At 60.2% G+C, this 20,051-nt stretch carries 22 protein-coding genes; 13 read left to right on the forward strand and 9 right to left on the reverse strand.

Features of this window, described 5'->3' with window-relative positions:
- Positions 1-83 precede the first annotated feature (83 nt).
- The gene (locus QSV77_RS02460) at positions 84-863 is read left to right on the forward strand and encodes a VOC family protein (protein ID WP_271360838.1); all 780 of its coding nucleotides are present in this window, start codon (positions 84-86) and stop codon (positions 861-863) included.
- Positions 864-920: 57 nt separating this feature from the next.
- Here the strand turns inward: QSV77_RS02460 and QSV77_RS02465 are convergent, their stop codons facing one another.
- Positions 921-2,435, reverse strand: a complete 1,515-nt coding sequence (locus tag QSV77_RS02465; protein ID WP_302732414.1) for an ABC-F family ATP-binding cassette domain-containing protein — start codon at positions 2,433-2,435, stop codon at positions 921-923.
- 516 nt (positions 2,436-2,951) lie between these two features.
- The gene (locus QSV77_RS02470; protein WP_269698502.1) at positions 2,952-4,523 is read right to left on the reverse strand and encodes a helicase HerA-like C-terminal domain-containing protein; all 1,572 of its coding nucleotides are present in this window, start codon (positions 4,521-4,523) and stop codon (positions 2,952-2,954) included.
- A gap of 314 nt (positions 4,524-4,837) precedes the next feature.
- Here QSV77_RS02470 and QSV77_RS02475 point away from each other — a divergent pair, with 314 nt between their 5' ends.
- Positions 4,838-5,236, forward strand: coding sequence for a DUF937 domain-containing protein (locus QSV77_RS02475; RefSeq protein ID WP_046798576.1), 399 nt, complete (start codon positions 4,838-4,840; stop codon positions 5,234-5,236).
- 7 nt (positions 5,237-5,243) lie between these two features.
- On the opposite strand, the gene QSV77_RS02480 is transcribed toward QSV77_RS02475, so the two are convergent.
- Positions 5,244-5,675 (reverse strand): helix-turn-helix domain-containing protein, encoded by a 432-nt coding sequence (locus tag QSV77_RS02480; protein ID WP_142839320.1) that lies wholly within the window; start codon positions 5,673-5,675, stop codon positions 5,244-5,246.
- Between the two features lie 103 nt (positions 5,676-5,778).
- On the opposite strand from QSV77_RS02480, the gene QSV77_RS02485 reads away from it, so the two are divergent.
- From QSV77_RS02485 to QSV77_RS02500, 4 genes are all read left to right on the forward strand, one after another.
- On the forward strand, positions 5,779-6,537 hold the full coding sequence (locus tag QSV77_RS02485; protein ID WP_302732415.1) for an SDR family oxidoreductase: 759 nt from the start codon (positions 5,779-5,781) through the stop codon (positions 6,535-6,537).
- A gap of 70 nt (positions 6,538-6,607) precedes the next feature.
- Positions 6,608-7,414: an AraC family transcriptional regulator gene (locus QSV77_RS02490; protein WP_302732416.1), complete on the forward strand. Its 807-nt coding sequence runs from the start codon at positions 6,608-6,610 to the stop codon at positions 7,412-7,414.
- 209 nt (positions 7,415-7,623) lie between these two features.
- Positions 7,624-8,553, forward strand: coding sequence for an IS110 family transposase (locus QSV77_RS02495; protein WP_302732404.1), 930 nt, complete (start codon positions 7,624-7,626; stop codon positions 8,551-8,553).
- A gap of 249 nt (positions 8,554-8,802) precedes the next feature.
- Entirely contained in the window at positions 8,803-9,414 is a 612-nt protein-coding gene (locus QSV77_RS02500; protein WP_302732417.1) for a LysE family translocator, read from the forward strand.
- 25 nt (positions 9,415-9,439) lie between these two features.
- Here the strand turns inward: QSV77_RS02500 and QSV77_RS02505 are convergent, their stop codons facing one another.
- Complete coding sequence (locus tag QSV77_RS02505) at positions 9,440-10,267, reverse strand: aldo/keto reductase (protein ID WP_302732418.1); 828 nt, start codon at positions 10,265-10,267, stop codon at positions 9,440-9,442.
- A gap of 110 nt (positions 10,268-10,377) precedes the next feature.
- Positions 10,378-11,304 carry a bestrophin family protein gene (locus tag QSV77_RS02510; RefSeq protein ID WP_302732419.1) on the reverse strand — a complete coding sequence of 309 codons (927 nt, stop codon included), beginning with the start codon at positions 11,302-11,304 and terminating at the stop codon, positions 10,378-10,380.
- A 192-nt stretch (positions 11,305-11,496) separates the two neighbouring features.
- Between QSV77_RS02510 and QSV77_RS02515 the strand changes: the two genes are divergently transcribed.
- Together QSV77_RS02515 and QSV77_RS02520 are read left to right on the forward strand one after the other, a co-directional pair.
- On the forward strand, positions 11,497-12,207 hold the full coding sequence (locus QSV77_RS02515; protein ID WP_302732420.1) for a YafY family protein: 711 nt from the start codon (positions 11,497-11,499) through the stop codon (positions 12,205-12,207).
- A 48-nt stretch (positions 12,208-12,255) separates the two neighbouring features.
- On the forward strand, positions 12,256-12,624 hold the full coding sequence (locus tag QSV77_RS02520) for a VOC family protein (protein ID WP_269698497.1): 369 nt from the start codon (positions 12,256-12,258) through the stop codon (positions 12,622-12,624).
- Between the two features lie 2 nt (positions 12,625-12,626).
- Here QSV77_RS02520 and tam read toward each other — a convergent pair whose 3' ends face one another.
- Positions 12,627-13,397, reverse strand: a complete 771-nt coding sequence (gene tam / locus QSV77_RS02525; protein WP_142839327.1) for a trans-aconitate 2-methyltransferase — start codon at positions 13,395-13,397, stop codon at positions 12,627-12,629.
- A gap of 335 nt (positions 13,398-13,732) precedes the next feature.
- Here tam and QSV77_RS02530 point away from each other — a divergent pair, with 335 nt between their 5' ends.
- Positions 13,733-14,614, forward strand: coding sequence for a branched-chain amino acid aminotransferase (locus QSV77_RS02530; RefSeq protein WP_302732421.1), 882 nt, complete (start codon positions 13,733-13,735; stop codon positions 14,612-14,614).
- Between the two features lie 82 nt (positions 14,615-14,696).
- On the opposite strand, the gene QSV77_RS02535 is transcribed toward QSV77_RS02530, so the two are convergent.
- Entirely contained in the window at positions 14,697-15,578 is an 882-nt protein-coding gene (locus QSV77_RS02535) for a LysR family transcriptional regulator (protein WP_302732422.1), read from the reverse strand.
- A 97-nt stretch (positions 15,579-15,675) separates the two neighbouring features.
- Between QSV77_RS02535 and QSV77_RS02540 the strand changes: the two genes are divergently transcribed.
- Complete coding sequence (locus tag QSV77_RS02540) at positions 15,676-16,218, forward strand: GNAT family N-acetyltransferase (RefSeq protein ID WP_302732423.1); 543 nt, start codon at positions 15,676-15,678, stop codon at positions 16,216-16,218.
- 4 nt (positions 16,219-16,222) lie between these two features.
- Here the strand turns inward: QSV77_RS02540 and QSV77_RS02545 are convergent, their stop codons facing one another.
- A complete protein-coding gene (locus tag QSV77_RS02545; RefSeq protein WP_302732424.1) occupies positions 16,223-16,567 on the reverse strand; it encodes a hypothetical protein in 345 nt (114 codons plus the stop codon).
- Positions 16,568-16,787: 220 nt separating this feature from the next.
- Here QSV77_RS02545 and QSV77_RS02550 point away from each other — a divergent pair, with 220 nt between their 5' ends.
- Together QSV77_RS02550 and QSV77_RS02555 are read left to right on the forward strand one after the other, a co-directional pair.
- Positions 16,788-17,390 (forward strand): superoxide dismutase, encoded by a 603-nt coding sequence (locus QSV77_RS02550; RefSeq protein ID WP_003494380.1) that lies wholly within the window; start codon positions 16,788-16,790, stop codon positions 17,388-17,390.
- A 120-nt stretch (positions 17,391-17,510) separates the two neighbouring features.
- Positions 17,511-18,356, forward strand: coding sequence for a metallophosphoesterase (locus QSV77_RS02555; RefSeq protein ID WP_302732425.1), 846 nt, complete (start codon positions 17,511-17,513; stop codon positions 18,354-18,356).
- Here QSV77_RS02555 and QSV77_RS02560 read toward each other — a convergent pair.
- Complete coding sequence (locus QSV77_RS02560) at positions 18,345-19,055, reverse strand: YafY family protein (RefSeq protein WP_302732426.1); 711 nt, start codon at positions 19,053-19,055, stop codon at positions 18,345-18,347. The genes QSV77_RS02555 and QSV77_RS02560 overlap by 12 nt on opposite strands.
- A gap of 132 nt (positions 19,056-19,187) precedes the next feature.
- Here QSV77_RS02560 and QSV77_RS02565 point away from each other — a divergent pair, with 132 nt between their 5' ends.
- Complete coding sequence (locus QSV77_RS02565) at positions 19,188-19,832, forward strand: LysE family translocator (protein ID WP_142839335.1); 645 nt, start codon at positions 19,188-19,190, stop codon at positions 19,830-19,832.
- The last annotated feature ends 219 nt before the right edge of the window (positions 19,833-20,051 follow it).

Genomic DNA, 20,051 nt, shown 5'->3' on the forward strand with positions numbered 1-20,051 from the left:
AACTTGCCGCAACGACAAGCGCCGCCGCGTCCTGCGGCGGGCGATCCCAAATATAGACGCCCAAACCTCCTGAGGAGACGAAGATGTCCGATACACATGGAAAATTCATCTGGGTTGAACTGATGACGCCTGACATGGAGGCGGCCGCCCGCTTTTATGGCCATGTCGTTGGCTGGCAGACCAAGGATTTCGGTTCGCCGGAAATGCCCTATCTGGTACTGGAAGCCAATGGCAAAGGCATGGGCGGCGTCATGGAACTGACCGAGGAACTCAAGGGGCAGGGCATTCCGCCGAACTGGACCGCTTATGTCGCCGTTGACGATGTTGATGCCTCGGCCAGGCAGTTCGAGGAAAAGGGCGGCTCCGTCATGCGTCAGCCGCAGGATATTCCTGAAATCGGTCGGTTTGCGGTGGTGACAGACCCCTATGGTGCGGTTCTATGCATCATGACGCCACTGCCGATGGAAAGCGGCGGTTTTCCCGAAGACGCGCAAAGCCTGCCCGGCCATGTCGGCTGGCATGAGCTGATGACGGGCGATGTGGATGGCGCGACCGCCTTTTATGGCGAGGTCTTCGGCTGGACCAAGGACCATGATTTCGACATGGGCGAAATGGGGCCGTATCGCATCTTCGCTGAGCACGGCAAGGCCATCGGCGGCATGATGAAGCGTATGCCGCAGGCGCCCGGCTGTTATTGGGGTTATTACTTCAATGTCGACGGCATTGATGATGCCATCACCCGTGTTAGCACCGGCGGCGGCAAGGTCGTCAACGGTCCGATGGAGGTTCCCGGCGAAAGCTGGATCGTCAATTGTGAGGACCCGCAGGGCGCTTTCTTCTCACTTCTGTCGCAGAAGAAATAATGATGCATGCCCCTCCCGCCGCTGCATTGGCGGGAGGGGCCTTCGTTTTGAGAACAGTCATGCCGAGGCGAAAAATGCTTCCGCATCGTCGACTTCCACCAGCCGGCGTTTGTCGATCATCCAGAACCGTGTTCCAACCGCCCGCACGAAACTCCGGTCGTGCGAGACCAGCACGCAACTGGCCTGACGGCCGGTGATTTCCGCCTCCAGCGCTTCCTGTCCCTCAATGTCGAGATGGTTGGTCGGCTCGTCCAGCAGATAGAAATTCGGCTCGGTCAGGCGCAGCGCCAGCATGGCAAGCCGTGCCTTCTGCCCGCCGGAAAGCGTCGCGATGCGACGTTTCTGCATTTCCATGTCGATGCCTGCACCGGCCAGCAACCCGTGCGCGCGCTGGTCACCTATGTCGAACCGGTGTGTGATGAGTGTCAGCGGCGTGCTGGCATCATCGATTTCGGCGAGCGACTGGTCGACATATCCAGCCACCAGCGAGGGGGTGGCCTTGATGCCCTCCGCCACCGGCTCGTCAGCCCTTATTGCCGTCTTTAGAAGTGAAACCAGCCGCGTCTTGCCGACGCCATTATGGCCGAGAATGACGATGCGGTCGCCCTGGCGGATGAATTGCTGGCCGGTGCGGAACAGCAGGGTGCCATCCGGTGTCGAGACAGGAATATCCTCCAGCGTCACCAGTACCTTGGCGTGTGTGCCGCGATTGGCAAGCTGGATCTTTCCGGCAGATCGATCCTGATGGGCGGGCCGGGCTTTTTCCTCCAGCTTCTCGGCGCGCTCGCGCAATTGCTTGGTCTTGATGGTTAGAAGATCGCTGCCCGAGTTGATGCCGATATTGTTGAGCTTCGCCGCCTGCCGGCGCAACTGCTGCACGGTCTTCATGTCACGCTCGAAACGCCGTTCATCGGCGGCATCCTCCTCGTCCAGCGCCCTTCGCGCATGGCCATAGGGCAACCGGAAGAGCGAGGAATTTTCCGGCCGCAGGAACAGCGTGGTTTTGGTGACATTATCGAGAAAGGCGCGGTCGTGGCTGACGATGACCACCGCGGTATCGCGTGGCAATTGTTGAAGAAAACCCTCCAGCACCTTGATTTTTTCAAGGTCGAGATGGTTGGTCGGCTCATCGAGCAGCAACAGGTCCGGCTCGGTGATCCACGCCCGCGCCAGCATGGTAAGCCGCTGCCAGCCACCGCTCAGCGCCTGCAGCTGCCGATGGCGATAACTTTCCGGCACGGCCATCTCGTCGAGGATGATGTCGGCCCGCCAGCTGTCGCTGTCGATCACATCCGCCGGCAGGGCGGATAATACCGCATCCCGCATTGTCTGTTTGAGAAGGGCCGGGGGCAGATGCTGGTGGACGATGGACTGCGTCAACCCGCGCAACCGGGTGATATCGCCGCTGCTGGCATCCAGTTCGCCGGCAAGGCAATTGAGCAGGGTGGATTTGCCGCAGCCATTCGCAGCGACGATGCCGATGCGGTCTCCCGCATGGATGGTGAGGCTGAGACCGGAAAAGAGCGGCTTGCCCAGAATGATTCCGAGGTTTCGAAGCGTGATAAGGGTCATGATGTATCTCTGGCGAAACGGATCAACGACGAAGCTGGCTGCCACATGCGGGCAGGGTTGTTCGGTCGCGATGATCCGTCATGAAAACATGCGTAATGGCAGACGAGCTGCGTTCCGCGCGGCCTTTTGGGCAAACCAGAGTCTTGGAAGTTCCGGTCAGCCCTGCAAACGCATCTGCAGGGCAGAAAGGTGGCGGATCTGGCGGTAACGCCAGAAGCAGGAAATATCCATGCGAAGCCTCCTTTCTTGATACGAGTTGAACGGTTTGATGATTAGCAGCGCTGGTGACGGGAGGCAATGGGTTTTGCGCAGGTGCGGCCGTTACAGGATGGCGCCACGGTGCGGCATATTTCTTCTCCCCGCCGGGGAGAAGGTGGCCCGAAGGGTCGGATGAGGGGGCTACGCTAGCGATATGCGGAGAGTTTGCCCCCTCATCCCGCTGCCGCGGGACTTCTCCCCGGCGGGGAGAAGAAACAAGCAGCACGCGCCCGGCCCCATAGGTGCTTCAACCCATATTTACCGCTTCAAACTACCCAAAATCCCGCGCACGATCGCCCGTCCCACCGAGGTCGCCACCGAGCGGGCGGCACTTTTCATCGCCGCCTCGATCACCGTTTCGCGCTGATAGCCGGTCTTGCGCGTGCCGCCATTTCGCGAGCCGGTGGAGGCCGGTGCGGGCTCCTCGTCGCCGAAGCCGGGCAGGCGCCAGCGTCCGGAAGCGTTGTCGGACTGGTTGGCGGCATTTTCCTCTTCCGCGCGCTTGGCGGCTTCGGCTTCCGCCGCCTTCTGGGCGCGGGCGGCGAGGATTTCGAAGGCGGATTCCCGGTCGATATCCTTGTCATATTGGCCGGCGACGGGGCTGAGATCAATCAGCGACTTCCGCTCCGCATCGGTGAGCGGCCCGACGCGGCCGGAGGGCGGCCGCACGAGGGTGCGTTCGACGATGGAAGGCGCGCCCTTGTCATGCAGGGTGGAAATCAACGCTTCACCCGTGCCGAGCGTGGTGATGGTGTCGGCGGTGTTGAAGGCCGGGTTCTGGCGGAAGGTGTCGGCGGCGGTGCGCACAGCCTTCTGCTCGCGCGGCGTATAGGCGCGCAGCGCATGCTGCACGCGGTTGCCGAGCTGGGCAAGAACGGTTTCCGGCACGTCGAGCGGGTTCTGCGTCACGAAATAAACGCCCACGCCTTTGGAGCGGATGAGGCGCACCACCTGTTCCACGCGCTCGACCAGCACCTTCGGCGCATCGTTGAACAGCAGATGTGCTTCATCGAAGAAGAACACCAGGCGCGGCTTTTCCGGATCGCCCACTTCAGGCAGTTCTTCAAACAGTTCCGAAAGCATCCAGAGCAGGAAGGTGGCGTAAAGGCGCGGGTTCATCATCAGCCGGTCAGCAGCAAGAACCGAAACCGTGCCGCGTCCATCCGCGCCGACGCGCATGATGTCGGCAATCTTCAGCGCCGGCTCACCGAAGAAATTGGCGGCACCCTGCTGTTCGAGAACCAGCAGCCCGCGTTGCAGCGAGCCGACCGAGGCCTTGGAAATCAGGCCGAACTGGCTGGAAAGCGCCGATGCGTTTTCGCCCATATAGTTCAAGAGCGATTGCAGGTCTTTCAGATCGAGCAGCGGCAGCCCACCCTGATCGGCGATCTTGAAGGCGATGTTAAGCACGCCTTCCTGCGCTTCCGATGCGTCCATCAGCCGGGCAAGCAGCAGCGGTCCCATCTCGGCGATGGTGGCGCGTACGCGATGGCCTTTTTCACCGTAGAGATCCCAGAAGATGACCGGCGACTTGCCATAGGAGAAATCGGTAAAGCCGATCTGCTCGGCGCGTTTCTGCACCCAGTCTTTCGCCTCGCCCTCGGCCGCGATGCCGGAAAGGTCACCCTTGATATCGGCACAGAACACCGGAACGCCGGCCTTGGAATAGCCTTCGGCGAGAACCTGCAACGTCACGGTCTTGCCCGTTCCCGTCGCGCCGGTGATGAGGCCATGGCGGTTGCCGAATTTCAGTTCCAGATATTCGCCCTTGTTCAGGCTGTCATCCGGATTGCGGCTGGTCCCGATATAGAGCTGTCCGTCCTGCAACATCGACCAATTTCTCCTGCGGCTGATGCATGACCCTTAAAATCACCCTGGATTTCACAAAAGTCATGTCCGAATTAAAAGCGTAACGAGCGTGCCTTGACCGCTGATGGTAAACGCGGCCTTTTCATAGTTTGGTTGTGATGATCTTATAAGGACAGTTTCAAGGCGCAACAACTGCTTGATGGCGATGAATAAAAAGCGCTTGATGAAAGTTGCCGCACCTATCCTTGGCCGCTTGAATGCGGCATGAGATTGTTTTACGTTGACGTTAACGTCAGTTATTCGATGTTGGCGTCGTTTTTCAACAGGAGGCAAGAATGAACGAAATCGTTGATCAGATCGCTGCGAAGGCGGGTATCGACCCTCAGCTGGCCGAAAAGGCCGTTGGCATGATTCTCGGTTTTCTCCAGCGCGAGGCGGCCGACGGCCCGATCGCCAAGATGATCGAAGCCATTCCGGGCGCCAGCGATCTCGTGGCGCAGTATAACGGTGAGGGCACCGGGAATGGCGGCGGCGGTCTGCTGGGCGGACTGATGAGCGCGATCGGCGGCGGCGGCATCATGGGTCTTGGCCAGCAGTTGATGAGCCAGGGCATCGGCATGAGCGAGATTTCCACGCTCGCCAAGGAAACCATCGCCGTTGCCCGTCAGCACGCCGGTGACGAGACCGTTGACCAGGTGATCGCCTCGGTTCCGGGCCTCAGCCAGTTCGCGTGAGACGACATTAATCCATTGCGGGGCGCGGTGGCTGTTCTTTGAACCGCCGCCGCGCCTCTTCTATGTCCGCATGGTGCGTTTCCGCCCAGATCCACACGCCGCAAAAGGCGCTGCCGAGGGTGCGGCCGAGATGGGTAAGATCGTAATCCACATGCGGCGGGATGACGGGATGCACGGTGCGGCGCACCAGCCCATCGCTTTCCATCTGTCTCAGCGTTTTTGTCAGCATCTTCTGGCTGATGCTGCCGACATGTTTGCCGATCTGCGTGAAACGCAGCGTGCCGTGCTCTTCCAGCACCTCCAGAATGAGCATCGTCCATTTGTCCGCCACCTTGGCGATGATGTCCTGAACTAGCGCCTCGATGACCGGATCGGTTTCCGTGGGCGGCGGAACCTTGCGCTGGCTCTCGATGGCCGGGTCGGCGGCGTGCCGTTTCATCTTACACTCTCCTTTGGGTAAGTATAAATCTTTCGGGTGCCTACTTTCGATTGGAGAGTATCATAACTAACTTCCTTTCAGCCAACAAGCAAAGGATGCTGCAATGAAAATCACCGACAACACCATTCTCATCACCGGCGGCGGTTCCGGCATCGGCCGGGCGCTGGCAGAGGCGTTTCATCAGGCCGGCAACAGGGTCATCATTTCCGGCCGCCGTAAGGCCGTGCTCGACGAGGTGACAGCCGCCAATCCCGGCATGGCCTCGATGGTCATGGACGCGACGGACGCCGCAGGCATTCGCGCGTTTGCCGAAGCTTTGGTGAAGGCCCATCCAAGCCTCAACGCCGTCATCAACAATGCCGGCATCATGCAGCCGGAAGAGATCGTCGCCGCGCCGGATTATCTGGATACGGCCGAAGAAACCATTGCCACCAATCTTCTCGCGCCCATCCGCCTGACGGCGGCGCTTTTGCCGCATTTCCTCAAGCAGCCCGCCGCCACCGTGTTGACGGTCTCCTCCGGCTTGGCCTTCGTGCCCATGGTGCTGACCCCCACCTACAGCGCCACCAAATCGGCCATCCACGCCTATTCGGTCGCGCTGCGCGAGCAGCTGAAGGAGACGCCGGTGGAGGTCATCGAAATCGTGCCGCCCTATGTGCAGACGACGCTGATGGGCGAGGGGCAGGCCAATGACGAAAGGGCCATGCCGCTCGACGCCTTCATTTCCGAGGTGATGGATATCCTCAAGAACCGCCCGGATGAGAAGGAAGTCGTGGTGGAACGCTGCAAGCCTTTGCGTTTTGCCGCGCAGAACGGCAATTTCGATCAGGTCTTCGCCATGATCAACCATATGCATCCTTAAGCGTCGGCGTCTGTCGCACAAGGACATCCTGTGATAGCGTCGCGCTCTTTCCCGCGGAGCGCGCGCTTTCATGGCCCAAGGCCAGTTTCTGATGCCGAAAACCAGCATGCCCGGTGTCGCCGCCGTGGTGGCGGATAGCGATCGTTGCTTTCCGCGCCATATGCATGATCAGTTCGGCATCGGCCTCATCGAGCGCGGCGCGCAGAAATCGCTCTCCGGCCGTGGCATGGTGGAGGCGGGCGCCGGCCATGTCATCACCGTCAATCCGGGCGAGGTGCATGACGGCATTCCGCTCGGGGAGGGTGGCCGCGCCTGGCGGATGCTCTATCTCGACATCGATATCGTTCGCGATGCAATTGCCGATGTCTGCGAGAAGGATCACGGCGCGTTCGAATTTGCCTATCCCGTGGATGCAAGGCCTTTGGCTGATCGGTTCAACGCTGTCTTTTCCGCCGTCACTGCGACGGAACGACCGGGCGAAACCCTGCATGGCGATGAGACCTTGCTGATGCTTCTGGCCGCCGCGATGGAAACGTCCGCGAAGCCGGGCGAAATCGCCGCACCCGAGAATATAAAGCGCGCAAAAAGCAGCATCGATGACGACCCTGCCCGCCCGTTCCGCCTTGCCGATCTGGCAGGGGAGGCCGGCATGAGCCAGTTCCGTTTCCTGCGCGCTTTCGCCAAGGTGACCGGCCTGACACCGCACAATTATCTTCTCCAGCGGCGCGTGCATGTGGCACGCCATGAGCTGGCCAGAGGCACACCGCCCGCCGAAGCGGCCTTCATCGCCGGTTTTGCCGACCAGAGCCATCTGAACCGGTTCTTCGTGCGGCAATTCGGGGTGACGCCTGCGGTTTACCGGGCGGCGCTTTCGTAGATGCTTTCTCCGCCCTCATTCCTGTGCTTGTCACAGGAATCCTGTGTATTGGATTTGTGCTATGTAGAGTGCGGGCGGAAGGCCGTCGGAATCCTGGTCGTTAGAGACCGCCTGCTGGCTTTTGGACCTCCGCCCGCTCTGATAATCCCAACCTGAACAGTTGATGGAGGCCGTGAGCGCGGACCTCGTAGCACAGGATGAGGCTTGCCATGGTACACCCTGTTTACATCGGATGCGACGTCTCAAAGGCACATCTGGATCTTTTCGATGCCGCAACACAAAAAGCCGTCCGCATCGCCAATACCGGCACCGCCATCGATGAATGGCTTGCCACCCTTGATGGACGCGAGGCGCAGGTCGTTCTGGAGGCGACCGGACGTTATGACCGGCTGTTGTGCTCGGCGCTCGAAAGGTGGCGGCGGCCCTATTGTCGGGTCAATCCGGCCAGGGCCCGCGACTTTGCAAGAGCCACCGGCCAGCTTGCCAAAACCGATACCATCGATGCGCGACTTTTGGCGCGCATGGGCGAAACACTTTCACCACCCGTTACGACACCACCCGACCCGGTCCGTCAGCAGCTGGAAAGCCTGCATACAAGGCGTGATCAGCTTGTTGCCATGCGCCAGCAGGAACGTGCGCGCCTTCATACGGCCGATCCGTCGGAGCGCGACAGCATCGCGCGCCACCTCGGCTGGCTCGATACGGAAATCGCCGCGATCGAACAACAGTGCCAGTTGCTTGTACGGACAAATGTGACGCTGAACGAGCAAAGCACCAGACTTCGCTCGATCCCCGGCATCGGCCAGATCACGGCGTTCACCCTGATGGCCCACATGCCGGAACTGGGCGATAGTTCGCCAGGCAGCATGGCGGCGCTTGCAGGCCTTGCCCCCTTCAATGCCGATAGCGGCATTCATCGCGGCCAGCGCCATATCCGCGCCGGACGAAAGCGCGTGCGCGATGCCCTCTATATGGCGGCGCTGGTGGCCTACCGGCTAAAGTCGCCCTTCGCCCGCATGGTTCAAGCCATGCAGGCCAAAGGCAAACCGTTCAAGGTCATGATCATCGCCATCGCCCGCAAACTGCTCGTCATTGCAAATGCCATTCTCAGGGATAAAACCACATTCGAAGCAGCTTAAAACAACATGCATTAATACAGTTGCCAGCCAGCCCAAGTCCTTGGGCTGAAAAGAGTCCTCCCGCCGCGCCGATGCGCGTCGACTGGATACCTGTGAGAAGCACAAGAATGAGGGCGGAGTGGGCTGGCCGGTGCTCTGACCCGCCACTTCGGCGCGCGCCGACGAGCGTCTGTGCTGCAATTTCATCCAAGACACCCACCCCACGGACCATCATGCTTCCGTCCTCCACCCACAGGACACACCCACATCATGACACCCGAATTCCTCATCACATCCTTCATTGTCGCCGCGTCTCCCGGAACCGGGGTGGTCTACACGCTGGCCGCCGGTCTTTCGCAGGGGGCGAGGGCGAGCGTCATTGCGGCTTTCGGCTGCACGCTCGGCATCGTGCCGCATCTGCTTGCCGCCATCACCGGGCTTGCCGCCATTCTGCACACCAGCGCGCTGGCCTTCGGCATCGTCAAATATCTGGGGGTTGCCTATCTCCTCTACATGGCGTGGAACACGCTGCGGGAAGACGGTGCGCTGAAGATCGACGATACGAGGAAGCCCCAGAAGGCCACCCGTGTCATCGGCGAGGCGATCCTCATCAATCTGCTGAATCCGAAACTGTCGATCTTCTTTTTCGCCTTCCTGCCGCAGTTCATCGCGCCGGATGAGGCTTTGCCGACATGGCGCATGGTCGATCTCGGGCTGATCTTCATGGCCATGACGTTTCTGGTCTTTGCGCTTTATGGCTGCTTTGCCGCCTCTGTAAGGCGTCAGGTGATATCACGCCCGGCGGTCCTCGCCTGGCTGAGGCGCAGCTTCGCCGCCGCTTTCGTGGCGCTGGGTGCGAAGCTGGCCCTGACCGAACGATAAGACGGGACCGAATGGCCCCGTCGCCTCAGTCGTCCCAGTCGGGCGCGAGGTGGCCGGGGCTGACGATGCGGCCATTCGGCTTGGCAAGCGCGTGGATCGCCCGCATTTCCTCTTCCGAGAGCGCGAAATCGAAAATATCGAAATTCTCTTTCAGGCGGCTTTCCGTCGCCGTCTTGGAAAGCGCCACGATATCCGGCTGCTGCACCGCCCAGCGCAGGGTCACCTGCGCGGCGGTCTTGCCGTGTTTTGCGCCGATATCCTTCAGAACGGGATCGTTCGGCACCTTGCCGTCGGCCATCAGATAATAGGCCGTCACCGACATTCCGTGCTTGCGTGCGGCCGAAATCACCTTCGTCTGGTCGAGATAGGGGTGATATTCGATCTGGTTGGTGGCAAGCGGCGTATCGGACAGTTTCACCGCCTCGTCAGTCAGCGCCACGTTGAAGTTGGAAATGCCGATATTGCGCGCCTTGCCGGCCTTGCGCACCGCGTTCAGCGCGCCCATGCGCTCGGCAAGCGGCACGTCGCTCTTCGGCCAGTGCAGCAGCAGCAGATCGACATAGTCGGTCTTCAGTTTCGCAAGGCTTTCATCAACCGAGGCAAGAAAATCGTCGTGACGGTAGCGATCCACCCAGACCTTGGTGGTCAGGAAAATATCGTGCCGGGAAATGCCTGACTGAGCGATGACCTCACCGACGGCGCCTTCGTTCTTGTAGATCTGGGCGGTATCGACATGGCGGAAGCCGAGCTTCAGCGCCTCCGGCAGAATGCGCCTGATATCGTCTTCCGGAATGCGGAAGGTGCCGAAACCGAGGGCGGGAATATTCGCGCCATTCGCGCTGACGTCATACATGGGATGTCTCTCCTGTTTGCTGAAAACATGGCCGGCGGCGGACGCCGGGCGGGAAGCGGTCTTTCATTAACTGGTATCCGCGCGATCGGTTTCAACCCGGCGGGACGATATCACATCAGCACATAATCCACCGGGCGGGGATCGGCCGGCAGATCGGTCTCGCCCATCGCCTCGCGCAGATTGATCTCGATGGTGGTGGCAAGCGCATTGATCGGCAGCGCGTTGAAGCCGGTGCCGAAGGGGTCTTCCAGCTCGTCGGACAGCGCGTCGAGACCGAAAAACGTATAGGCGATGAGCGTGCTGGTGAAAGGCGTGGCCCAGCCGAGCAGATCCGTGAAACCAAACGGCAGCAGCAGGCAGAAGAGATGCGCAGTGCGGTGAAGCAGCAGCGAATAACCGAAGGGAACCGGCGTATGGCGAATGCGCTCGCACGATGCCTGCGCGGCCGTCATCTGCTGCACGGTGGCATCCAGCATCTGCAGCTGGATATCGCTGATCTGCCCCTTCGCATTGGCGGAAACCAAAGCGCCGGATATTTCGCGCAGCAGCATGTCCGGTTTGTTGCGGCTGCGGGCATAGGCTTCCGAAATGTCCTCGGGAATGAGGCGGGTGGCGGTGGCGGTCGCTTCACCGGGGCGCAGATGCGAGACCAGCGCGTGGCAGAAGGCGATTGCAAGATCGATGATCCGCCGGCGGGCAACGGGATCGGCAATATCCTGCCGGCTCTCCAGCATGGTGCTCTGGCGTGTCAGCGTGCGCGCCACGGTCATCAGCACGCCCCATTGCTTGCGGGCTTCCCACCAGCGGTCGTAACAGGCATTGGCGCGAAAGCCGAGGAACACCGAAAGCGCGATACCAAGCAGCGAAAATGGCGCGCCATTCAGCGCCGGCACCAGATCCGGCCGGTCTTTGTGCGCCCAGACCACCACCGTCGACAGCAGGAAAACGGCAAGCACCTGCGGAAAGATGCGGACGATGATGGAGCCGCGCAGGATGGTAAAAAGTTGCAGCAGGTTCGGTTTTGGACGAACGATCATGGTGGAGACTCAAAATGCCTGTGATGGTGGCGGGGACGCGAAAATCCCCGCGCATATTTACATGATGGCAGGTCGGACTTGTCCACTCCTTTTTGCGCGGTTGCGCCCGGCAGCGGGCGGCGTTACCCCTCGAGTGATGTCGGCGAAATGTCGGCGACACGATCAAAATGGGCGGATGGAAGGAAATGTCGCATGTCACGCTCACAACGGTTGCTTGATCTGTTGCAAATCCTGCGCTCCCACCGCATGCCGGTCAGCGGTGCGGCCCTTGCCGCCCAGACCGGCGTCAGCCTGCGCACGCTCTACCGCGATATAGCGACGCTTCAGGCGCAGGGCGCGGATATCGAGGGTGAGGCGGGCGTGGGTTATGTGCTGCGCCCCGGCTTCCTTCTGCCGCCGCTGATGTTTTCCGGGCAGGAAATCGAGGCGCTGGTGCTGGGTTCGCGCTGGGTAGCAGGCCGTGCCGATGCGGGGCTGGCCGAGGCCGCCCGCGCCGCGCTCGTCAAGATCGCCGCCGTGCTTCCCGATGCCCTGCGCGAAGAACTCGACAATTCCACGCTTCTCATCGGCCCCGGGCAAGCCGTGGCAACCATCCGCATCGATCTTGGCGAAATTCGCGATACGATCCGTAAGGAGAGCAAGGTCGTGATGACCTATCGCGATGAAAAGGGAGAGTTGACGGAGCGGGTGATCTGGCCATTCGCGCTCGCTTTTTTCGATCTGGTGCGGGTGGTGCTGGCATGGTGCGAAACGCGGCAGGATTTTCGCAGTTTCCGGGCCGATCGCATCGAAACTTTCCGGCTGATGGGCAGCCGTTATCCCCGCCGCCGGCAGGCTTTGCTGAAAGAATGGCGCGAGCGCGAAAAACAGCGGCGGCGGCCGGATCATGCTGACAAAAACTGACAGCAGACGGGTCTAGACCTCGTTCATCCGCAACACAGGAGAACGACCATGACCCACCCCGATTTCACCATCCTCTATGTCGATAACCCGCCCGCCAGTACGCAGTTTTACAAGGCCCTGCTGGGTACGGAGCCGGTCGAATCCTCGCCGACATTCTCGCTCTTCGTTCTTCAGAACGGCATGAAGCTCGGCCTCTGGTCGCGCCACACGGTGGAACCGAAGGCATCGGTGACGGGCGGTGGCGGCGAGCTTGCCTTCCGTGTCGAAAACGATGCACAGGTGGATGAGACTTTCGCCGGATGGCGGGCAAAAGGTGTCCCCATGCTGCAGCAGCCCGCGAAAATGGAATTCGGCTACACTTTCACGGCTACAGACCCCGACAACCACCGTCTCAGGGTCTATGCCTTCGCGGGCTGACGCTACTTCTTCACCGCCACCACAAACAGCCGTGGAAAGCGCAGCAGCAGGCGGCCGTCCGTCATCGGCGGGTAGGCCGCCTTGATGCGCTGCGTATAATCGCTGAGGAAGGCTTCGCGGTTTTCCTCACCGGCGGCGGCGAGATAGGGGCGCAGCCCCGTGCCTTTCACCCATTCGACGATGCTTTCCGCATCCTTCATCGGGTGATTGTAGATGGTGTGCCACACATCCACACGGGCGGATTTCGGCGCCAGTGCATTGAAATAGTCGGATGGCGCGGGCAGGGGTTTGCGCCGCAGCCTGCCATCGACAAAGGTATCCTTCCAGGAGCCGTTGGCGCCGGTGTCCTCCATGGCGCGATGTGTCGGTTCCTGCAGATTGTCCGGCATCTGCACCGCCAGAACCCCGCCGCTTTCCAGCTGATCCATCAATTGCGAAAGAACGGCAAGATGATCGGGCACCCACTGGAAAACCGCATTGGCGTAAAGCAGGTCGGCCTTCTGGGCCGGCCGCCACTGCGAAAGATCGGCCTTGCCAAAACGGGTATTCGGCAGCCGGTCGGCGGCCTTTTCCAGCATGTCGTCATCGCTGTCGATGCCGGTGATGACATTGACGCCGTAGCGGTCGGTTAAAAGCTCGGTGGAATTGCCCGGCCCGCAGCCGAGATCATAGCCGTTCAGCACCCGCTCCAGCGGCACCTGCGCCAGAAGGTCCCGGGCGGGACGTGTCCGCTCATCTTCGAATTTCAGATATTGCTGGGCGGACCATGCCATGATTTCCTCCTGCCAGAGAGCTGTAAGACCGTGAGCATCGCATGGGCGAAATGACGCCGCCATCATCCGATGCATGAATTATGTGATGAACCTATTCAACAACCTTTTGTTTCGCCTCATAAAACATCTTTATCGGGGCGTCGCTTTGTTATTTTCCATCAAAATCTGAAATCGCGGCAATTAAAACTTGACCTCCTCGGGCGACAGGCATTCACTCCGGCCGATTTCCAGAGCATTTCCAATAAAGTGCAAAGCGTTTTGCGCCGGGAATTGCGCCAAGACAAAAAGACGGAGCGTTTTCGCCGTACGGAAACGCTTGAAAACAGGAGCCCGCCATGAGCGTCGATACCGCACCCCGATCAACCACCTGGACCTATGTTGACGGTCAATGGCTGCCCGGCAACCCGCCGCTCATCGGCCCGACCTCGCATGCCATGTGGCTGGCCTCGACGGTGTTTGACGGCGCGCGCTGGTTCGATGGCGTGGCGCCCGATCTCGATCTGCATTGCCAGCGCGTCAACCGCTCGGCCGTTAATATGGGCATGAAAGCAACCATGACGGCGGAAGAGATCGAGGCCCTAGCGCTGGAAGGCGTCAAGAAATTCGACGGCAAGATGGCGATCTATATCAAGCCGATGTACTGGGCCGAACACGGCATGCCCGGCAGCGTCGTGGCACCGGATGCCAGCTCCACCCGTTTTGCGCTCTGCCTGTTCGAAGCGCCGATGGATGCCGGCAAGCCGCTAACACTTACCGTTTCGCCGCTGCGCCGTCCTTCGCCGGAAACCGCGATGACCGACGCCAAGGCCGGCAGCCTTTACCCCAATAGCGGCCGCGCTATTCTTGAAGCCCGTTCGCGCGGTTTCGACAACGCCCTGATGCGCGACATGAACGGCAATGTCGCCGAATCGGCCTCCGCCAACATCTTCATGGTCAAGGACGGCGTCGTCCTCACTCCGGTACCGAACCGCACCTTCCTTGCCGGCATCACCCGCTCGCGGGTGATTGGCCTGCTGCGCCAGGCCGGCTTCGAGGTTCGCGAGGCGACCTTGTCGGTCGAGGATTTCCGTGAGGCCGATGAAATCTTCTGCTCGGGCAATTATTCGAAAGTATCGCCGGTCGTGAAGCTCGATGATCACGAGCTGCAGGCCGGACCCGTGGCGCGCAAGGCGCTGGATCTCTACATGGATTGGGCGCGTCTCGGCGCGGACGTCTGAGCCTTCAATAACCCTGTTTTCAGAAGCCGTGACGGGGCGTCCTTGTCGCGGCTTTTATTTTGAACTGCTTGCCTGAGCGGTCTCACCGTTTCCGCACATCCGGCAGGGCAGCGGCAAGCGCCCGCAACGGCGCGGTCATATGTTTGTCGCGCCTGAGCGCCAGCGCGATCCGCCGCTCCAGCGGCGGGTCGAGCGAGCGCCACTCAAGCCCGGATGCCGCATCGTCATGCTCCATGGCCATGCGTGGCACGATGGCAAGGCCAAGTCCTGCACCCGCCAGTTTCTTGATGGCCTCGACACTGCCGAGTTCCATGGCCGGCTGCACGGTGCGGCCGCTCGCTGCAAACCATTGATCCACCAGCCTGCGCGTATTGCCGCCCTCATAAAGCAGCAGTGGCTGCCTCGATAATGTTTCGGCATTCAGTGTCTTTTCGCCGGTGCCGCGTGGAAAAACGGCGACCAGTTCGTCGAGATGGATGTCGCTGATATCAAGGCTGCGGCCGCTGGCGGGCAGGGCCACCACGGCGGCATCGATGGTGTTGGCCTCCAGCAGCCGCAAAATATCGTGGGTATTGCCGGTCTGTACGACGATGTCGATACCCGGCATGGCCTGGCGGATTTTACCCAACACCGGCGGCAGCAGGTAGATGCAGGCGGTGGCGCCCGTGCCGATGCGCAGCCGCCCCGTCACCCCGCTGCGATGCGGCGCAACCGTCTCGATGGCATGCGCCACCTCTTCAGCGATCCGTCTTGCATGGATGAGAAAATCCCGGCCCGCAGCCGTCGGCTGCGCCCGCCTGCCGACCCTTTCGATCAGTCGTACGCCGAGCTGCTTTTCCAGCAACCTTATATGCAGGCTGATGGCCGGCTGCGTCAGCCCCGCCTTGTCGGCGGCGGCGGAAAAGCTGCCGAGATCGGCCACATCCATGAAGCTGCGCACCTGCCGCAGATCGAGGTCCATCATCAAAGAAAACCTTATCGTTTGTATAAGATAGATAATCTTTATTTTGATTGCGCCGCAATGCACAATGATGGCGTGAATGATCCGCAGGACAGCAAGAATGACCCCTTCCACCGTTTCCAGCCTTTCGATCCGCCCCTGTGAAGAGGCGGATATTCCAGCCATTACCGAAATTTACCGGGATGCCGTGCTTTATGGCCGCGCGAGCTTCGAGATCGATCCGCCGACCGCCGAGACGATGGCCGAGCGCCGCCGCCTTCTGGTGGAAGGCAATTATCCCTATTTCGTCGCCGAAGTCGGCGGAAAGGTAGCCGGATATGCCTATGCCGGCGCATATCGTGCGCGCCCGGCCTACGGCGCGGCGGTTGAGAATTCCGTCTATATTGATCCGGCCATGAAAGGCATGGGTATCGGCCGCAAGCTTCTCGATGCGCTGATTGAGGAAGCGACCGCGCGCGGCTTCCGCCAGATGATCGCCGTCATCGGTGACAGCGCCAATGCCGCCTCGATCGGCGTGCACCGCGCCGCCGGTTTCGAGCATGTCGGCACTTTCAAATCCATCGGCTGGAAACATGGCCAATGGCTCGATACGGTGCTGATGCAACGATCACTGGGCGAGGGTGACACCACGCCCCGTTTCTGACCGATCAGGGTTTGGTGGAGCCGGGAATTTCCACCTTCAGCGTATCGCCGGCAAGTTCGCTGCCCAGCTCCACGGCCTTGGTCTTCTTGTCATAGACGCAGATATGGCTGACCGTCGCATCCGCGCCCTTCGCCTTGCCGGTGAGGATGGCAAGGCCGTAATTCTCGCTGCCGACGGGATCGACCACCGCCTTGGCATCCTCGATCATGTCCTTGGCGCCCGCAAGGCAGGCGGTCTGCACATCCGCCACGAATTCCTTCCACGCATCATCAGAAGATGCAGCGGCAGGCAGTGTCAGCGATGCGAAGGCGGCGACGAAGAGAATGTTTCGGGTGGTGAAGCGCGTCATGGAATTTCCTTCCTGCATTTTCGGCAAAAGCGAACCGATAGGGTGGAAAACGGTACGCCAGGGTTGTGAAACAAATGTGGTGGCGGCTGGCCAGAGACGAATTTTCTCTTTTGTCGGAACATTTTGATATTTCGCAGGTTGCCCAAACAGAGGTTCGCTCCTATGGTCCGCTCACACGGTTTCTAGGAGCGGTAACCCGCTGCAAAAAGGAGTAAAAACCATGGCCTTCGAACTTCCCGAACTCCCCTACGACTACGACGCGCTTGCACCTTACATGTCGCGCGAGACGCTCGAGTTCCATCACGACAAGCACCACAAGGCATATGTCGACAACGGCAACAAGCTGGCTGCCGAAGCCGGTCTTTCCGACCTGTCGCTCGAGGAAGTCGTGAAGAAGTCCTTTGGCACCAATGCCGGCCTCTTCAACAACGCTGCCCAGCACTACAACCACGTTCATTTCTGGAAGTGGATGAAGAAGGACGGCGGCGGCAACAAGCTGCCGGGCAAGCTGGAGCAGGCGATTGCTTCCGATCTCGGCGGCTACGACAAGTTCAAGGCTGATTTCATCGCTGCCGGCACCACGCAGTTCGGCTCCGGCTGGGCATGGCTCTCCGTCAAGAACGGCAAGCTCGAAATCTCCAAGACCCCGAACGGCGAAAACCCGCTGGTTCACGGTGCAGAGCCGATCCTCGGCGTCGACGTCTGGGAACATTCCTACTACATCGACTACCGCAACCTGCGTCCGAAGTACCTCGAAGCCTTCGTTGATAACCTCATCAACTGGGACTACGTCCTGGAGCGTTACGAAGCCGCTGCCAAGTAAGGCTTGGCGAACGGAATTTTTTGAACACCCGGCCTTTGTGCCGGGTGTTCTGCTTTCGGGGCATGCCGTTCCGGTTCTTTGTCACAAGCCTGTCATCAGCCGGGTTTATCGCGGCGCATCATGACTGAAAAAAGCAAGCCTCTCTTTTCCTTCGGCATCGTCGCCGACCCCCAATATGCCAATGCCGATCCCCGTCCGGACATGGGTCGCTATTACGCCGAAAGCCCGAAAAAGCTTTCCGAAGCGGTGGCCGCCTTCAATGAAGAGGACCTCGCCTTTGTGGTGACGCTCGGCGACATCATCGACCGTGGTTTCGAGAATTTCGATGCGATCCTCAGCGTTTATGACGGGCTTCGCCATCCCTCGGTCCTGTTACCGGGAAATCATGATTTTTCAGTTGCGCCTGAACATCTGACCGCCATCCATGCCCGCCTTGGCATGCCGGCCCCCTGGCATGACTTCGCCATCGGCAATGTCCGCTTCGCCGTGCTTGATGGCAATGAGGTCAGTCTCTTCGCCCCGCCGCCCGGCGATCCGCGCCGTGCACTTGCGCAGGAGCGGCTGAAGCACCTGCAGGAAGCGGGCGCGATCAATGCCCAGGACTGGAATGCATCGCTGAGCGATGAGCAGTTCGAATGGCTGCAAAGCGTCCTGCAAAAATCGGATGCAGCCGGAGAAAAAGTGGTCGTGCTGTGCCACTATCCGCTTTATCCGGAAAACGCTCACAACATGTGGGATGCGCCGCGCATTCTTGATCTTCTCGGCGCCCATGTTTCGGCCGTCGCATGGTTCAATGGCCATAATCACGAAGGCAATTACGGTGTGCTGGGCAACACCCACTTCGTCAATTTCAAGGGCATGGTGGACACGCCCGACCAGAACACCTTTGCCATCGCAGATGTTTTCGAAGACCGGATCGTCATTCGCGGTTTCGGCCGCGAGGAGAATCGCCTCTTACGGCTGTGAGGATGGATTGCCCGGCTGGTTGCTCTGCCAGCCGCTCATCCACAATTGCCGCAGCTTTTCACCTTCCAGCTTGAAAAAGCTGCCGGTGCTTTCGCAGGTCAAAACCCGGTCAGAGCGGAAGTTGCGGATCGCCTGCCGTAATTCGCACCAGCCGACGATATTCACCGTCTCCGAATAATAGATCACGGCAATGGGCCGGATCTGCCGCCGGGTCTCTGCCCCGGTTTCATCGCGATAGCTGATCTCCAGCCGCTCTTCATCGCGCACCGCCCGCCGCACGGTGGCAAGATCGATGCCGACAGGTGCGGGCGCGATGCTGCCCCAGGCATGCAAGGCATTGGCCGACAGGGTTTTGGACAGGGGTTCGGGCAGGGAAGCGGCAATCTTGTCGCTCGCCTTTTTCGCCGCCTGACGCAATTCGATATCACTGGAACGGCCAACCATGGCGAGCGCCAGCACGATCGCCTCGGTCTCTTCGATGGAAAACATCAGCGGTGGCAGGCTGAAGCCGGGGCGCAGAATATAACCGACGCCGCGCTCGCCTTCGATGGGCACCCGCATGGTCTGGAGGGCGGCTATATCGCGATAGACCGAACGCGCCGTCACTTCCAGCTTTTCGGCAATCATCTGGGCGGTAACGGGCCGGCGGGCCAGCCGCAGGATCTGAATGATCTCGAACAGTCTCGAGGCCTTGCGCATTGACATTTCCCCGGCGTTTTTTCAAGACAACTGACATAATGCTGTCAGTTGGCTTTTTCTATAAACGGCAAAACACATTGAGAAACATGCATATTCCTAAATGTGCCATGAACCGTCTGGGGAGATACTGACATGAGTTATGCCGAAAATCTCTGGCTTTTCTTTCTGGTCCTGTTCGGCATCATCATCCTGCCGGGCATGGACATGCTGTTCGTGCTGGCAAGCGCGCTGACGGGCGGCAGGAAAACCGGCCTTTCGGCCGCAAGCGGCATGAGCGCCGGCGGCATCGTGCATTCGCTTTATGGTGCGGCCGGCGTTGGCCTGCTCGCCACCTGGATGCCGTCGCTCTTCCTGCCGCTTCTCATTGTCGGCGCTGCCTATATGGTCTGGATCGGCATCGGCCTGATGCGCAGCGCAATTGTCGTGAATGGCGATGAGGCGCAGGCGAGCGCCTCGTCGAAAAAAGCGTTCTGGCGGGCGGTGCTGACCTGCCTTTCCAACCCGAAAGCCTATCTGTTCATGATGGCGGTCTATCCGCAATTTCTAAAACCAGCCTATGGTCCGATCTGGATGCAGGGGCTGGTGATGGGGGTGATGGTGGCGGTAACGCAGTTTACCGTTTATGGCGCGCTGGCGCTGACGGCGGATAAAAGCCGGCAATGGCTGGTTTCTTCACCCGGTGCCACGATCTTCATCGGTCGCGCTGCCGGTTTCATGCTGGTTGCCGCAGCCCTGCTGACATTTTGGGAAGCTCTGTCCTGGAGCCTCGGTGAATAAGAGGAACAGGCCCCGCCGCTTGAGGGAGACCATTCCTCGGCAAGCCGCCGAATGCTCTCCTCAGCCCCGTTGTTTTGTCACGGGTTCCTGCGGGAAAACCTCCGGATACTTTTCGGCCTGATACTCTAGACTTCTGTTTTCACGGCGGAATTCACCGCAATGTGACTTCTTTTCGCCATGCGGAAAGGGCATCCTCGCGCCGTTCCATCAAGCGTCCGG

The organism is Agrobacterium sp. V1 (genome assembly GCF_030518355.1).
Classification (GTDB): Bacteria; Pseudomonadota; Alphaproteobacteria; order Rhizobiales; family Rhizobiaceae; genus Agrobacterium; species Agrobacterium cucumeris.

Bases quoted from the DNA above. Each gene is read 5' to 3' on its own strand.
- QSV77_RS02490 (WP_302732416.1), top strand. From the start codon at position 6,608: ATGGCCCAAGGCCAGTTTCTGATGCCGAAAACCAGCATGCCCGGTGTC.
- QSV77_RS02500 (WP_302732417.1), top strand. From the start codon at position 8,803: ATGACACCCGAATTCCTCATCACATCCTTCATTGTCGCCGCGTCTCCC.
- QSV77_RS02540 (WP_302732423.1), top strand. From the start codon at position 15,676: ATGACCCCTTCCACCGTTTCCAGCCTTTCGATCCGCCCCTGTGAAGAG.
- QSV77_RS02480 (WP_142839320.1), bottom strand. From the start codon at position 5,675: ATGAAACGGCACGCCGCCGACCCGGCCATCGAGAGCCAGCGCAAGGTT.
- QSV77_RS02555 (WP_302732425.1), top strand. From the start codon at position 17,511: ATGACTGAAAAAAGCAAGCCTCTCTTTTCCTTCGGCATCGTCGCCGAC.
- QSV77_RS02510 (WP_302732419.1), bottom strand. From the start codon at position 11,304: ATGATCGTTCGTCCAAAACCGAACCTGCTGCAACTTTTTACCATCCTG.
- QSV77_RS02505 (WP_302732418.1), bottom strand. From the start codon at position 10,267: ATGTATGACGTCAGCGCGAATGGCGCGAATATTCCCGCCCTCGGTTTC.
- QSV77_RS02560 (WP_302732426.1), bottom strand. From the start codon at position 19,055: ATGCGCAAGGCCTCGAGACTGTTCGAGATCATTCAGATCCTGCGGCTG.
- QSV77_RS02530 (WP_302732421.1), top strand. From the start codon at position 13,733: ATGAGCGTCGATACCGCACCCCGATCAACCACCTGGACCTATGTTGAC.
- QSV77_RS02460 (WP_271360838.1), top strand. From the start codon at position 84: ATGTCCGATACACATGGAAAATTCATCTGGGTTGAACTGATGACGCCT.
- QSV77_RS02470 (WP_269698502.1), bottom strand. From the start codon at position 4,523: ATGTTGCAGGACGGACAGCTCTATATCGGGACCAGCCGCAATCCGGAT.
- QSV77_RS02550 (WP_003494380.1), top strand. From the start codon at position 16,788: ATGGCCTTCGAACTTCCCGAACTCCCCTACGACTACGACGCGCTTGCA.
- QSV77_RS02520 (WP_269698497.1), top strand. From the start codon at position 12,256: ATGACCCACCCCGATTTCACCATCCTCTATGTCGATAACCCGCCCGCC.
- QSV77_RS02565 (WP_142839335.1), top strand. From the start codon at position 19,188: ATGAGTTATGCCGAAAATCTCTGGCTTTTCTTTCTGGTCCTGTTCGGC.
- QSV77_RS02545 (WP_302732424.1), bottom strand. From the start codon at position 16,567: ATGACGCGCTTCACCACCCGAAACATTCTCTTCGTCGCCGCCTTCGCA.
- QSV77_RS02515 (WP_302732420.1), top strand. From the start codon at position 11,497: ATGTCACGCTCACAACGGTTGCTTGATCTGTTGCAAATCCTGCGCTCC.
- QSV77_RS02535 (WP_302732422.1), bottom strand. From the start codon at position 15,578: ATGATGGACCTCGATCTGCGGCAGGTGCGCAGCTTCATGGATGTGGCC.
- tam (WP_142839327.1), bottom strand. From the start codon at position 13,397: ATGGCATGGTCCGCCCAGCAATATCTGAAATTCGAAGATGAGCGGACA.
- QSV77_RS02475 (WP_046798576.1), top strand. From the start codon at position 4,838: ATGAACGAAATCGTTGATCAGATCGCTGCGAAGGCGGGTATCGACCCT.
- QSV77_RS02485 (WP_302732415.1), top strand. From the start codon at position 5,779: ATGAAAATCACCGACAACACCATTCTCATCACCGGCGGCGGTTCCGGC.
- QSV77_RS02495 (WP_302732404.1), top strand. From the start codon at position 7,624: ATGGTACACCCTGTTTACATCGGATGCGACGTCTCAAAGGCACATCTG.
- QSV77_RS02465 (WP_302732414.1), bottom strand. From the start codon at position 2,435: ATGACCCTTATCACGCTTCGAAACCTCGGAATCATTCTGGGCAAGCCG.